Here is a 13,084-nt window from a genome sequence, read left to right as displayed (position 1 = left end):
ACATGACACTCATCAGCAGGGTTGAAACGTTCCTCGTCGCGCCGCGCTGGCTCTTCGTCCGGATCGAGACTGAGAGCGGGATCGTCGGCTGGGGCGAGGCGAGCTGCGAAGGCCGCAGCGAAACCGTGCGCACCGCCGTCGAGCAGCTCTCGGAGCTGCTTATCGGCAACGATGCGCTCCGGATCGAGGACCACTGGCAGGTCATGACCAAGGGGTCCTTCTACCGCGGTGGGCCCATCCTGGCCAGCGCCGTGTCCGGCCTGGACCAGGCGCTCTGGGACATCGCGGGCAAGCATTTCAACACTCCCGTGCACCAGCTCCTGGGCGGCCACGTCCGGGACCGGATCCGGATGTACGGCTGGGTGGGCGGGGATGAGCCCAATGAGGTGGCCGACCAGATCAGTGCACAGCTGGAGGTCGGGCTGACGGCCGTCAAGATGAACGCCAGCGGCCGGATGAGCCCCATCGCCTCCGTGGCCGAGCTCGACGGCGTCGTCCGCCGGGTGGCCGCGGCCCGTGAGGTCCTCGGAGACCACCGCGATGTCGCCGTCGACTTCCACGGCCGCTTCAGCCTCGCCAACGCCCGCCGGGTAGCGCCACTGCTGGAGCCGTACCGGCCCTTCTTCCTCGAAGAGCCGGTGGTTCCGGAAAACACGCACCTGCTGCGCGAGTTCACCTCCTCCACGACGACGCCGGTCTCCACCGGCGAGCGGCTCTACAGCCGGCAGGAATTTCTGCCCGCGCTGCAGGCCGGCATCGCCGTGGCCCAGCCCGACCTCTCCCACGCCGGCGGCATTACCGAGGTCCGCAAGATCGCCTCGCTCGCCGAAATCTACGAGGTCCAGCTCGCCCCGCACTGCCCGCTGGGCCCGCTGGCGCTCGCCGCCTGCCTGCAGGTGGGCTTCGCGACGCCCAACTTCCTGATCCAGGAACAAAGCATCGGCATCCACTACAACCAGGGCGCCGAAGTCCTGGACTACGTGGTGGACAAGTCCCCGCTGAAGTTCGTGGACGGACACATCGAACGGCTCACCGGCCCGGGCCTGGGCATCGAGATCGACGAGGCCGTGGTCCGTGCCGCGGACAAGCGCGGCCATGCCTGGCGGGGTCCCGTCTGGCGGCACCCCGACGGCGCCTTCGCCGAATGGTGAACGCCGGAACGGTAAACGGCGGAACGGAAAACGCCGGAACGGAAAACGCCGGAACGGAAAACGCCGGAACGGAAAACGCCGGAACGGAAAACGCCGGAACGGCGAACTCCGGAACGGAAAATGCTGCCCTGTTTGCCCCGACGAAGGAGAAACCTGACATGGAGAACACCCTGACGCCCGAACGGCTGCTGGCCGGCATCCAGGAAAGCCGGCTGGTGGCAATCGTGCGCGGCACGGACGGTGCGGCCGCCGCGAAGGCAGCCCTCGCGGCGATGGAGGAGGGCTTCCGGTACGTCGAAATCGCGCTCACCACGCCGCGGGCCCTCGAGGCGATCAGCGAAGTCCGCGCGGCCGCCCCTGCGGGCTGCTTCGTCGGCGCCGGAACGGTGCTGACGGCCCAGGACGTTGCCAGCGTCGCCGACGCGGGCGGCCAGTTCATGGTGACCCCGTCGCTGGCAGAATCGATCGCCGAATCGGCCCGGCTGGGACTGCCTGTGCTCGCGGGTGCGCTGACCCCCAGCGAGGCCCACGAAGCCATGCGCCGCGGCGCCACCGCGATCAAGCTCTTCCCAGCTTCCATCGGCGGGCCGGGCTACCTCAAGGCGCTCCGCGATCCGTTCCCCGGAATCCCTTTCATCGCCGTCGGCGGCGTCGGGTTGGAGGAAGCCGCGGGCTACTGGGAAGCCGGCGCCATTGCCGTGGGGCTCGGCGGACCGCTGTTCGGCGACGCCGGCTCCGGCGGCGACCTCGCCCCGATGCGGGAGCGGGCCCGCGGTTTCGTGGCGCTGGCCGCCGGGTTCGGCCGCCCGCGCGCGGAGAGCCTGCGGTGACGGCCGCCGTCGGCCCCGTTTTGGCCGCGGAGCCCGTTGACCTGCTGACTTTTGGCGAGTCCATGGTCTCGCTGCGGTCCGCCGGTCCGCTGTCCGCCGGCGGCAGCCTGGGCATGCACGTGGCCGGGGCCGAATCGAACGTCGCGGTCGGGGTCGCCCGGCTCGGTCACAGCGTCGCCTGGGCCGGGGTGGTCGGCGCCGACCCGCATGGGGAGTACATTCTGCGGCAGCTGCGCGCCGAGGGAATCAGGCTGCGGCACCGGATTGACGCCGCGCGGAACACCGGGGTGATGTTCCTCGAACAACGCACCGCGGACGTCACCCGTGCCTTCTACTACCGCGCCGGGTCCGCCGGGTCCACCCTTGGCCGGGAGGACCTGGACCGTGCCCTGACGGCCGGTGCCCGGATCCTGCATCTGACCGGCATCACTGCCGCCCTCAGCCCCGACGCCCGGAAGGCCGTGGAGTACGCGGCCGAGCGCGCCGCCGCTGAAGGCATGGAGGTCTCCCTCGACGTCAATTACCGCAGCAAGCTCTGGACCCGGGCGGAGGCCCGCGCTGCGCTCACGCCGCTCGCCCGGCACGCCAGCATCGTGATCGCCTCCGACGACGAGCTCGGGCTGGTCGCGGCCGCGGTGGGTGCCGGCCCGGAGAGAACGTCGCAGCCCGACGCCGGAACGGACGGCGCCGAAACAGCGATGGCCGCCGAACTGCTGGAGCGCGGGGTCCGTGAAGTCGTGGTCAAACGCGGCGCCGCCGGCGCCGGCGTCCACACCGCCGGCGGGCGCTGGGAAGTGCCCGCCGTGCCCGTGACCAGCATCGATACCGTGGGGGCCGGGGACGCCTTCACCGCCGGCTACCTTTCCGCCCTGCTCGACGGCGCCGACATCGCCGGCCGCCTGCAGCGCGGCGCCCTGGCGGGAGCCTTCGCCGTCAGCACCGCCGGGGACTGGGAAGGCCTGCCCGGCCGCGCGGAGCTGGCACTGCTCGGGACCACGCCGAGCGGAACCACCCAGCGCTGAGCCCCGGCTATACGTCCACCGCGGGCGGCCAGCCGGGCCGACGGCCGCTGTTTCCGCCCCCGCCCCCGCCCCCACTGTTTCGGCCGGCGCCGCGCCGTGGGCGCCGGGCAACTAAGACACCCCCGTAAGACCAGAAAAGGACCTGTTGTGAAAATCATTGCCGCTGAAGTGTTCGTCACCAGCCCCTCCCGGAACTTCGTGACCCTGCGGATCACCACCGAGGACGGCGTGACCGGGATCGGCGACGCGACCCTGAACGGCCGGGAGCTCGCGGTCGCGGCGTATTTGAAGGAGCACGTCGCGCAGCTGCTGATCGGCAAGGACCCGCACCGGATCGAGGACACCTGGCAGTTCCTCTACCGGTCCTCGTACTGGCGCCGCGGCCCGGTGACGATGGCCGCGATCGCCGCCGTCGACATGGCCCTGTGGGACATCAAGGGCAAGCTCGCCGGGATGCCGGTCTACCAGCTCCTGGGCGGGGCGTCCCGGAACGGGCTGCGCGCGTACGGGCACGCCTCCGGCGCGGACCTGCCCTCGCTCTTCGACTCGGTCCGCGAGCACCTGGAACTCGGCTACAAGTCGATCCGGATCCAGACCGCGGTCCCCGGGATCAAGGCCGTCTACGGCGTCGCGGCCCAGGCCCAGGCCTCCGGCGAACGCTACGACTACGAACCGGCCGGCCGGGGCGCGTTCCCGCAGGAGGAGGACTGGGACACCCGCGCCTACCTCCGCCACCTGCCCACCGTGTTCGAGGCGGTCCGGAACGAGTTCGGCCCGGAAATCCCTTTGCTGCACGACGGACACCACCGGATGACCCCGATCCAGGCCGCGAAGCTGGGCAAGGCGCTGGAACCCTACGACCTGTTCTGGCTCGAGGACTGCACCCCGGCCGAGAACCAGGAGGCGCTGCGCCTGGTCCGGGCCCACACCACCACCCCGCTGGCGATCGGGGAGATCTTCAACACCGTCTACGACTACCAGACCCTGATCAAGGAACAGCTGATCGACTACATCCGGGCCGCGTCCACCCACTTCGGCGGGATCAGCCCGCTGAAAAAGGTAATGGACTTCGCCGCGCAGTACCAGATCAAGTCCGGCTTCCACGGCCCCACCGACATCTCCCCGGTCGGCTTCGCCGCGCAGCTGCACGTCGGCCTGGCGATCCACAACTACGGCATCCAGGAATACATGCAGCACTCGGATAAGACCAACGAGGTCTTCGAACAATCCATGACCTTCGTCGACGGCTACCTCCACCCCGGCGACAAACCCGGCATCGGCGTCGAATTCAACGAAGAAGCCGCCGCCGCCTACCCCTACCAGCAGGCCTACCTGCCCTACAACCGCCTCGTCGACGGCACCGTCCATGACTGGTAAACCGGCCATGACTGGTGACCCGGCCATGGCTGGGGGCGGTTCCTGAAACACCAAAAAGGTCCCGGGCGGCGAGTCGATGCTCTGCCGCCCGGGACCTGGCTCTTTTGAGTCCGGCTCTCAGCGTCCGGTTTGCTGGTGGCTAGTGAACGAGCTCGCGGGTCATGCCGAAGGGGACCTGGTCGGAGAGGGCCGCGGTGTAGTGGCCCGGCTTGTGCCGCGTGAGCAGAATGCCGTGCGTCCCCGTGGTCATGGCGAGCTGCTGCAGCCCGCGGACGGCGTCGTTGAGTCGTTCGTCGAGGACGTGCCGGTTGTCGACTTGGATCTCAATGGACTCGGTAATCGTGGTCATCGCTCTGTCTTTCTTGGAGTACTTCTAGTCGGCCCCAATGGATTCAGGAACAGTAACGTCATATTTATTGACCCGTCAAATCACCACGCCGCCTCGGCGCGGGGGCCGTGCGGACGTCAAATGCCCTAACGTTGCGGCCCCGGCGGTTGACCTGCAGATCCATCCAGGCGCGGCGGTCCCCGTGAGTCTGGTCACCCGGATCACTGTGGGCAGGCCGAGAGGTGCTCGTGGACGCAAACGATGCCGCCGTCGGGGGCCCGGGAGAAGATGATGGTCTCCCGTTCATCGCTGCAATCGCGGCCACCGTCCCGGTCAACCTGGACTGTCGTGGCCACGCGGTGCGAAAACACCGCGGTAGCCCCCAGGAGCTGGATATCCTGCTCGCTGCTGCGGCATTCGAGCACACGCCAGCCGTCGGCGAGCCAGCTGTCCCAGAGAGTGCGGTAGGCGGAGCGGGAACCAAGGCGCTGGGCCTCTGGATGGAAGATGAAGGTCGCCTGGGGGCTGAAGGCTGCAAAGTAGGCCTCGGTGTCCGTGGCGGCGAAGGCGGCGACCAGGCGGTCTGCCGCATCCTGTACCTCTTCGCGGCTGAGGGCGCCGGGCATTGTGGACTGCAGCGCAGCCGGCTGCAGCGTTGTCGACTGCAGCTCCGGGGCCGCCAACGGCCGGCCCACGGCCCGGATCGGGGCACCGTCCGCCCCGGGGATATTGAGGGGAAAGAGGAAGAGCTCGACGTCGGAGCCTGTGTCCGTGGCCCGCTGGACCTGCTCCAGTCCGGTGAGGTTCTCTACGATGATGCAGCCGTTTCCAGCCAGGATGGCGTGGGCAGGAAAACCGCCGTCGGCCGGGCTGCCGTCCGCAGCGACCGGGGAGCTGGGATCCACGCTGAGGGCATCCAGGCCTACGGCGCGGTAGCCGCGGTCCACGATCAGTTGCGCCGCAGCAGCCTCGAGCCACGGGTGCTTGAGGTACTCCTCGGTTCCCCATGCCGCGGCGCAGCCGGTGTGCAGCAGCAGGATTTTCTCTGGATTGTCCTGATATCCAGGATTTCCGGGATCCCCGGCGGAGTCCGCCGGGGCGATCCCTGCCAGCTGCGCGGCGGTGATGGCGCCGCCGCGGGCCACACTCCGGACGTCCACGATTTCGGCGATGCCGCCGAAGAGGGACAGCGGCAGTTCGTCCAGGGCGGCCCAGCCGTCGCCCACATGCAGGGGTGCATCGGCGTGGGTGCCCGAATGGGAGCCCAGTCCGAGCGAGAGAACGTTGGCGCMGTCGGCCGCCGCGGTCAGTGCCGATGCGATCCGGACCTCAGGGTCTCCGGGGTAGACAGGCATTCCGGTGCGGAGCGGAACGCTGAGATCGAACCACGTCACCGCTGGCCCACCAGTTCGGTGTCCCGGTCCCCGGGCAGGCCCGGCGCGGCTGCCTCCGGCGTTCCGGCAGTGACGGTGTTTCCAGCCGCATCAATGACCGGCGGCACCGGGGTTTCCTTCGAGGGGATCCAGCGCGGCCCGGCGGCCGGGAACACTCCGCGCGGCTCGGGGAAGATCCAGAGCAGCCCGAGGTAGAGGACGGCTGCAAGCGCCAGCGATGCCGGCAGGCTGATGTCCACGCCGCCCGCCAGGTTGCCCAGGGGTCCCTGGAACTGGCCGGGCATGTTCACCAGACTCAGTCCGGCCGCGGCGCTGACCAGCCAGGCAGTCATGCCGCGCAGGTTCCAGCCGTGGTTGAACCAGTACCGTCCCCCGGTCTGGCGCCGGTTGAATACCTGGAGGGCATCGGCGTCGTACCAGCCGCGGCGGGTGATGAAACCGATCATCATCACCACCATCCACGGCGCGGTGCAGGTCACGATCAGGGTGGCGAACGTGGAAATGCTCTGGACGAGGTTGAAGGCGAAGCGGCCGGCGAAGATGAAGGCGATCGCCAGGATCCCGATGAACAGGGTGGCCTGGACCCGGTTGAACCTCGGGAAGACGCTGCTGAAGTCAAGGCCGGTCCCGTACAGCGATGACGCCCCGGTGGACATGCCGCCGATCAGGGCGATGGCGCAGAGCGGGATGAAGTACCAGGCGGGGGAGATCGCCAACAGCCCGCCGACGTAGTTCGGCGCCGCCGGGTCCATGAATTCCGGCGCCTTGGTGGCGATGATGGACGCCGTGGCCAGGCCGAAGACGAACGGAATCAGCGTGGCCAACTGGGCCAGCAGCGCCGCACCCATGACCTTGCGCTTCGGCGTGGCGGTGGGGATGTAGCGCGCCCAGTCGCCCAGGAACGCGCCGAAGGAGATGGGGTTGGACATGACGATCAGGGCCGCGCCGATGAACGCCGGGATGAATCCTGCGATGCCGACGCCGTCGAATCCGGTTCCGAAGGCTCCCGCAAAGTTCAGGTTGAGGTCGCCCGCGAAGGCGATGAAGCCGACAACGAACAGCAGGGTGGCCGCGGTGACGGCAATCTTGTTCACCAGCAGCATGAACTTGAACCCGTAGACGCAGACCACCAGGACGAGTCCACCGAAGAGACCGTAGGCGACGGCGAACGAGCCCATGTCCTGCGGCAGGCCAACCAGCCGGTTCAGCCCGCCGACCAGGGCATCGCCGGAGCTCCAGACCGAGATGGAGAAAAATGCCAACGCGGTCAGCAACGACAGGAACGATCCGACCACGCGGCCGTGCACGCCCAGGTGGGCGGAGGAGGACACTGCGTTGTTGGTCCCGTTCGTGGGGCCGAAGACGGCCATGGGTGCCAGCAGGAGGGCGCCGACAACCAGGCCCGTTACCGTTGCGGCGAGCCCCTGCCAGAATGACAGGCCGAACAGGATCGGGAATGCGCCCAGGAAGGCCGTGGCAAAAGTGTTGGCCCCGCCAAACGAAACCCTGAACAAGTCAAAGGCGCTGGCATTGCGGTCCTTCTCCGGTATCCGTTCAATGCCGTAGGTCTCTACGTCGGTGACCTTGCCGCGGTTCCGCCCCGCGCGGGCGCCGGCAGGCTGTTCCTCGACCATGTTGTTCTCCATCCAGCTCGTCATTGATTCCGCAAGAGTTGCTTAATAAGCATCACAAGTTGATTTGGAGGCTACCCTGTGAGGCGGCTCACAGCAAGGCCCCGCCCCCTCCAGCCGGCAGATTACGCAACCCGGCCGCCGGGCCGGACCCCCGCGCGGGACGCCCGGCCGCCCATGGGCCCACCGCCGCGCAGATAACAGGGGATAATCATCAGCGGGGACTATCCACAACACGGCGCAAAGGCGGCACGGAGACATGGCACAGGCTCAGACAGGCAAACCGCAGGGTCGGTGGCGGACCTTCCACGATAAATTCGTCGTGGAGGAGCGCTACATGAACGTGACGGCGCGCCGGAACCTCTACCGCACTGCCGTCGTCCTGATGATCGCGGGCGCCGTGCTGTTCGCGGTAATCCTGGCCGGTGTCCTGCAGCACGGCGGCATCTCGGCGGCGGACGAGCCCGTCCGGTCCTGGCTCCTGACCCTGCGCGGGGAACCCACCACCACCATCATGATCATCCTTGCGATCATCTTCGGTCCCATCGGCCTGCCAATCATCGTCCTCATCGTGACAGTGGCCTGGGGCCTGCTCGCCAAGCACGCCTGGCGGCCGATCCTGCTGGCCGGCGCCATGCTGACCGGCGTCATCCTGGCACAGGTCATCGGCCACATCGTCGAACGCCACCGGCCCCCGATAGACCTCATGCTCTTCGGTGCCGACACCACCTTCTCGTTTCCTTCCGGCCACGTCCTGGGCGCCTGCGATTTCCTGCTGGTCACCACGTACCTGGTCTTTTCGCGCCGGAAGAACCCCATGTCCGCCGTCATCGCCTTCATTGTGGCGGGGATCGGCATCTTCTTCGCCGCCGTCAGCCGGCTCTACCTCGGCTACCACTGGATGACCGACGCCCTGGGCGCCTTCTCGATCTCGCTCGTCATTCTGGGCGCCGTCATTGCGCTGGACACCTGGCGGACGGCCCGGATTCCGGGCGAACAGATCACCGGAACGCTGTCCGCCGCCGACGCCAGCCAGGACTAGCGCCCTCAGCGGCCGCACGCCCGATCAAGCCGTCCCGAACGGCCGGGACCGCCGGGGCGCGGAAACCGGATCGAGGTCAGGGGATCAGTTGCTGGCGGCCGCGTAGGCGTTCAAGCTCAGCGAGAACACGATCCAGGAGACGTACGGCAGCATGAGCAGGCCCGCCGCCCGGCTGATGAGGCCGAACCGGACCACGGTGGCGGCCGCGGCCACGGCATGGACGGCGATGAGCAGCAGGGCCAGCCAGAGCGCGGCCCCGCCGACCATGGGATACATGCCAAAGAACAGGGGCGCCCAGGCGAGGTTCACGAGCAGCAGGATGCCGTAGACGGTCATGGCTCCCCGGCTGCGCCCGGAGGGAAGTCCCGTTCCCCGGCGCCAGACCAGCCACGCCGCCACTGCCATGGTCGTATAGAGCACCGTCCAGACCGCTCCGAAGGCCCAGCCCGGTGGAGTCCAGGGTGCCTTGTCTGCCGCGGCGTACCAGCCGCCGGCGTTGTCGATGATGGCCAGCGACGCCACGAAGGACACCCCATGGGAGACCGCCAGGAAGCAGAGGAGGGCTGCCGCCTGCCGGCCGGGGCTGGGCGGCGCCGACGGCGGCCGGCGGTGGGCGCCTTGTTCAATTTTCACGTGCACCGACCAACAGTGGCCGTTGGCATCGCGTCCGTCAAACGGCCCGGTTCGTGGCGTTCACCCCCGCGGGAGCTTAAGATCAGTCAACCAACCGCCGAACTACATAGAGGTCCCCGTCGATGAACGCTTCCGCCAAGGATCTGGCTTCCCTTCTTCCGCCCGGCTTCACCCTGGGTGTGGCGACTTCGGCCTTCCAGATCGAGGGTGCGCTCGATGAAGACGRCCGGGGTCCCTCCGGATGGGATCTTTTCGCCGCGAAACCGGGTTCGATCGTGGAGGACCAGAGCCCGGCCGTTTCCTGCGACCACTACCACCGGATGCCCGAGGACGTGGCACTGATGAAGGACCTGGGGATCGATTCGTACCGGTTTTCGCTGTCCTGGTCGAGGATCCAGCCCGGCGGGAGCGGGCCCGCGAACCCCGCCGGACTGGACTTTTACGACCGGCTGATTGACCTGTTGCTCGCCAACGGCATTTCCCCCATGGCCACGCTGTACCACTGGGACACCCCGTTGCCCCTGGATGAGGCCGGCGGCTGGATGAACCGGGACACGGCCTACCGGCTGGGGGACTTCGCCGCCATCGCCGCGGCTGCTTTCGGGGACCGGGTGACCCGCTGGGTGACTGTCAACGAGCCCGCCACAGTGACCACTAACGGCTATGCCCTGGGCATGCACGCGCCCGGCGAGGCGCTCATGCTCAAGGCCCTCCCCACCGTGCACCACCAACTGCTGGGCCACGGCCTGGCGCTCCAGGCGCTGCGTGCAGCCAAGGTACCGGGCGAAATCGGCATCACCAACGTCTACTCACCGATGGTCCCGGCCACGGCGAACCCGCTGGACAAGGTCAGCGCCGGGCTCATGGACGTGGCGCAGAACCGGCTCTACTCCGATCCCGTGCTGCTCGGCAAGTATCCCGACGTGATCCGGGCAGCCACGTTCTTTTCATCTTCTTTCAGCCCCTCCAGCGAAGACATGGAGCTGATCTCCCAGCCCCTGGATTTCTATGGCCTGAACTATTACATGCCCACCCGCGTCGGGGCGGGTCCGGGTGAGGGGACCGTGCCGCCGGGCATGGCCGAGGCCATGGGCGATGACCTCAGCGGGACACCCGGTGCGCCCTTCCACATCGCGCCGTTCCCGGACACCGAGACCACGGCCTACGGCTGGCCGGTCAAGCCCGAATATATGTCCGTCGCCCTGGCCGAGATGGCCGACCGCTACCCGGATCTGCCCCCGGTCTACATCACCGAGGGCGGGGCCAGTTTCGAGGACGTCGTGGTCCAGCGTGTCGGGACGGAGAGCCGGATGATCCCGGACGAACGGCGCCTGCGTTACCTCGCGGACCATATCGGCACGGCCCTGGAAGCGACACGTCCCGGCGGTGCCGCCGAGGCCATCGACCTTCGCGGCTACTATGTGTGGTCCTTCATGGACAACTTCGAGTGGTCCGCCGGGTACAAGCAGCCGTTCGGTCTGGTGCACGTCGATTTCGATACCCAGGTCCGCACGCCGAAGGCCTCCTACTACTGGCTCCAGGAGGTCCTTGCGGCCCGGGGCGCGGCGCCCGCCGCGCAGCCCGACAGCGCCACCGGCGCAGCAGAGCAGGACGGAACCGCCGACGTCGGAGAGCCGCGTCCGGCAGGCTGACGCCCCTACAGCAGGGCCAACTTAGAGCAGATCCAGGTCCTGCAGGCCCTTGGCCAGTCCCGCGCCGTCGGGCGAATAGAACCACGGGACGGAGGACTCCGAGTGGTCTCCGGTGTCGGAGTGGCCGCCGGCGAAGACGGCCTCGCTGGCCGAGAGTTGCCGGATGCCGATCGCGGCGACCTGGTCCGGGTGCTTCTGCGCGAAGCCGGAGTAAATCTCCTCGTCGTGCTGACCGTTGTCGCCGAACAGCAGCCAGCGCATGTTCGGGAACTCCTGGGCCAGCAGCTCAAGGTTCCGCCGTTTGTGTTCCTGGCCGCTGCGGAACCAGCGGTCATGGGTCAGTCCCCAGTCCGTGAGCAGCAGCGCGCCCGAGGGATAGAGGTTCCGGGCGATGAAGCGGCCCAGGGTGGGCGCTGCGTTCCACGGCCCGGTGGACAGGTAGATCACCGGCGCCTCCGGGTGCTCCACCTTGAGCCGATCCATCAGGACGGCCATGCCAGGGGTCGCCATCCGGGCGCGTTCGTTCAGGACGAAGGTGTTCCACAGCGCCAGGAAAGGCCGGGGGAGGGCCGTGACCATGATGGTGTCGTCAATGTCCGAGACAATACCCAGTTTGGTGTCGGGGGAGATCACGAAGATCCTGGCCTCGACCGGTTCCGTTCCTTCGGCCCGCAGCACGGCCGTATGCCAGCCCGGGGTCAACGCCACGTGAACCAGGGTGTCTACCAGGCCGCCGCGGTCCGTATGCACGCGCGTCGTGACGCCGCCGATCTGGATTTCCACCTCGGTGAACTGGACTGGGACACTCGTGAAGGCGCGCCAGCCGCGGACGTTCTGGTTCCCGTTCAGGGCCAGCCGCTCCGCCTTGCTGCCGGGCACGGGCATGCTGGTGAGGACCACGCGGCCCAGGACCCTGACCCACTCGGTCGAGCCGTAGCCCTGATAGCCGACGGTCTGCGGGCTGAACTTCCAGCGCCGGGCCGTCTTGAGCCGGACCCCGTTGACGGTGTCCGACACCCAATGGGCGAGCCGGAAGGCCCTGTTGCCTGACACGGGCAGCTGCTGCGCTGGTTGCGACGCCAATTCCATGCCTCCACTCTCCCACAGTGCCGGGCTCCGGCAGTGCCGGCGGGGTCCCGGCAGAGGCGCCCGTGACACCGGATTACCAGGGCGGCGGCCCGTCCAGCAGCCGGCGCAGCGCGGTGGCGTTGCGGACGGCGTCGCCGCCGCCGTCGTTGTTGAAATAGGCGAAGACGTCCTTGCCGGCCGCCCGCCATTCACGGATCCGCGCGGCCCACCAGAGCAGGTCCTCGTCCGGATACGATCCGCCGTACAGGACATCGCGGTCCGGGCCGTGCAGCCGGACGTAGACGAACGGTGCGGTCGCGCGCAGGACGCATGGGAGCCCCGCGCCGCTCATGATGCAGTAGGCCGCGCCGTGACGTTCCAGCAGGGCGTACACGCCGGCGTCGCCCCAGCTCGGATGGCGGAACTCCACGCTGACACGGATCCACCCGGGCAGTGCCGCCAGGAAGTAGTCCAGCCGGGCGTCGTCCCGCGCGAAGTCCGGGGGCAGCTGGACGAGCAGCACGGCCCGCTTGTCGCCGAGTTCGTGCCAGCACCGGGTGATCCGGTCCACCCAGGCCTCCGGGGCGTAGAGCTTCTTGCCGTGGGTTAGGCCCCGGGGCGCCTTGACGGACAGGGCGAAACCTTCGGGCAGGCGGCGCCGCCATCCGGCAAACGAGTCCTCCCTGGGCCAGCGGTAGAAGCTGGCGTTTAGTTCCACGGTGTCGAAGCGTGCCGCGTAGTGTGCCAGCCTGTCCCGGGCCGGCAGCCCTGGCGGATAGAGGACCCCTTCCCAGTGGTCATAGCTCCAGCCTGATGTGCCGATCCGCAGAGCGGCTTCGTGGCCGGCGCCTGCGTGTTCTGCCATGCCCGGCCCCTTTCTCCCAATGATGGATCCTAGTCCTGCGGCCAGTCCCGTGCGCCGTCCCTGCGCGCCGCCTTCTCGGTGCCGTCCGCGT

At 68.4% G+C, this 13,084-nt stretch carries 12 protein-coding genes; 6 read left to right on the top strand and 6 right to left on the bottom strand.

The genetic code is table 11. The features are described 5' to 3' along the window. Nucleotides 1-2: 2 nt before the first annotated feature. The 4 genes from dgoD to manD all read left to right on the top strand — a co-directional run bounded on the left by dgoD (nt 3) and on the right by manD (nt 4,380). Complete coding sequence (gene dgoD, locus AC1DZQ_RS00510) at nt 3-1,151, top strand: galactonate dehydratase (protein ID WP_476961619.1); 1,149 nt, start codon at nt 3-5, stop codon at nt 1,149-1,151. Further along, a complete protein-coding gene (locus tag AC1DZQ_RS00505; RefSeq protein WP_476961618.1) occupies nt 1,145-1,981 on the top strand; it encodes a bifunctional 4-hydroxy-2-oxoglutarate aldolase/2-dehydro-3-deoxy-phosphogluconate aldolase in 837 nt (278 codons plus the stop codon). Before dgoD ends, AC1DZQ_RS00505 begins: the two co-directional genes overlap by 7 nt. Continuing rightward, nucleotides 1,978-3,003 carry a sugar kinase gene (locus AC1DZQ_RS00500; protein ID WP_476961617.1) on the top strand — a complete coding sequence of 342 codons (1,026 nt, stop codon included), beginning with the start codon at nt 1,978-1,980 and terminating at the stop codon, nt 3,001-3,003. Before AC1DZQ_RS00505 ends, AC1DZQ_RS00500 begins: the two co-directional genes overlap by 4 nt. A 147-nt stretch (nt 3,004-3,150) precedes the next feature. Beyond that, nucleotides 3,151-4,380 carry a D-mannonate dehydratase ManD gene (gene manD, locus AC1DZQ_RS00495; RefSeq protein ID WP_476961616.1) on the top strand — a complete coding sequence of 410 codons (1,230 nt, stop codon included), beginning with the start codon at nt 3,151-3,153 and terminating at the stop codon, nt 4,378-4,380. 139 nt (nt 4,381-4,519) lie between these two features. On the opposite strand, the gene AC1DZQ_RS00490 is transcribed toward manD, so the two are convergent. The 3 genes from AC1DZQ_RS00490 to AC1DZQ_RS00480 all read right to left on the bottom strand — a co-directional run bounded on the left by AC1DZQ_RS00490 (nt 4,520) and on the right by AC1DZQ_RS00480 (nt 7,760). After that, nucleotides 4,520-4,729: a hypothetical protein gene (locus tag AC1DZQ_RS00490; RefSeq protein WP_476961615.1), complete on the bottom strand. Its 210-nt coding sequence runs from the start codon at nt 4,727-4,729 to the stop codon at nt 4,520-4,522. A gap of 200 nt (nt 4,730-4,929) precedes the next feature. Beyond that, complete coding sequence (locus AC1DZQ_RS00485; RefSeq protein ID WP_476961614.1) at nt 4,930-6,102, bottom strand: cyclase family protein; 1,173 nt, start codon at nt 6,100-6,102, stop codon at nt 4,930-4,932. After that, nucleotides 6,099-7,760, bottom strand: coding sequence for a purine-cytosine permease family protein (locus AC1DZQ_RS00480; protein WP_476961613.1), 1,662 nt, complete (start codon nt 7,758-7,760; stop codon nt 6,099-6,101). Before AC1DZQ_RS00480 ends, AC1DZQ_RS00485 begins: the two co-directional genes overlap by 4 nt. Nucleotides 7,761-7,992: 232 nt before the next feature. Between AC1DZQ_RS00480 and AC1DZQ_RS00475 the strand changes: the two genes are divergently transcribed. Further along, nucleotides 7,993-8,775 (top strand): phosphatase PAP2 family protein, encoded by a 783-nt coding sequence (locus tag AC1DZQ_RS00475; RefSeq protein ID WP_476961612.1) that lies wholly within the window; start codon nt 7,993-7,995, stop codon nt 8,773-8,775. An 84-nt stretch (nt 8,776-8,859) separates the two neighbouring features. Here AC1DZQ_RS00475 and AC1DZQ_RS00470 read toward each other — a convergent pair whose 3' ends face one another. Beyond that, nucleotides 8,860-9,408 carry a TspO/MBR family protein gene (locus AC1DZQ_RS00470; protein WP_476961611.1) on the bottom strand — a complete coding sequence of 183 codons (549 nt, stop codon included), beginning with the start codon at nt 9,406-9,408 and terminating at the stop codon, nt 8,860-8,862. Nucleotides 9,409-9,530: 122 nt separating this feature from the next. On the opposite strand from AC1DZQ_RS00470, the gene AC1DZQ_RS00465 reads away from it, so the two are divergent. Beyond that, on the top strand, nt 9,531-11,060 hold the full coding sequence (locus AC1DZQ_RS00465; RefSeq protein WP_476961610.1) for a glycoside hydrolase family 1 protein: 1,530 nt from the start codon (nt 9,531-9,533) through the stop codon (nt 11,058-11,060). Between the two features lie 21 nt (nt 11,061-11,081). On the opposite strand, the gene AC1DZQ_RS00460 is transcribed toward AC1DZQ_RS00465, so the two are convergent. Then, nucleotides 11,082-12,149 carry an App1 family protein gene (locus AC1DZQ_RS00460; RefSeq protein WP_476961609.1) on the bottom strand — a complete coding sequence of 356 codons (1,068 nt, stop codon included), beginning with the start codon at nt 12,147-12,149 and terminating at the stop codon, nt 11,082-11,084. Nucleotides 12,150-12,222: 73 nt separating this feature from the next. Then, entirely contained in the window at nt 12,223-12,993 is a 771-nt protein-coding gene (locus tag AC1DZQ_RS00455) for a DUF72 domain-containing protein (protein WP_476961608.1), read from the bottom strand. Nucleotides 12,994-13,084: the final 91 nt, after the last annotated feature.

The organism is Arthrobacter sp. P1_C12_2 (assembly GCF_056406415.1).
The sequence above is the reverse complement of the archived record's forward strand: the minus strand, read 5'-3'. Positions and strand labels throughout refer to the sequence as shown.

Coding starts and splice junctions, on each gene's coding strand:
- AC1DZQ_RS00460 (WP_476961609.1), bottom strand. CDS start 12,149: ATGGAATTGGCGTCGCAACCAGCGCAGCAGCTGCCCGTGTCAGGCAAC.
- AC1DZQ_RS00455 (WP_476961608.1), bottom strand. CDS start 12,993: ATGGCAGAACACGCAGGCGCCGGCCACGAAGCCGCTCTGCGGATCGGC.
- dgoD (WP_476961619.1), top strand. CDS start 3: ATGACACTCATCAGCAGGGTTGAAACGTTCCTCGTCGCGCCGCGCTGG.
- AC1DZQ_RS00505 (WP_476961618.1), top strand. CDS start 1,145: ATGGTGAACGCCGGAACGGTAAACGGCGGAACGGAAAACGCCGGAACG.
- AC1DZQ_RS00490 (WP_476961615.1), bottom strand. CDS start 4,729: ATGACCACGATTACCGAGTCCATTGAGATCCAAGTCGACAACCGGCAC.
- AC1DZQ_RS00480 (WP_476961613.1), bottom strand. CDS start 7,760: ATGACGAGCTGGATGGAGAACAACATGGTCGAGGAACAGCCTGCCGGC.
- AC1DZQ_RS00475 (WP_476961612.1), top strand. CDS start 7,993: ATGGCACAGGCTCAGACAGGCAAACCGCAGGGTCGGTGGCGGACCTTC.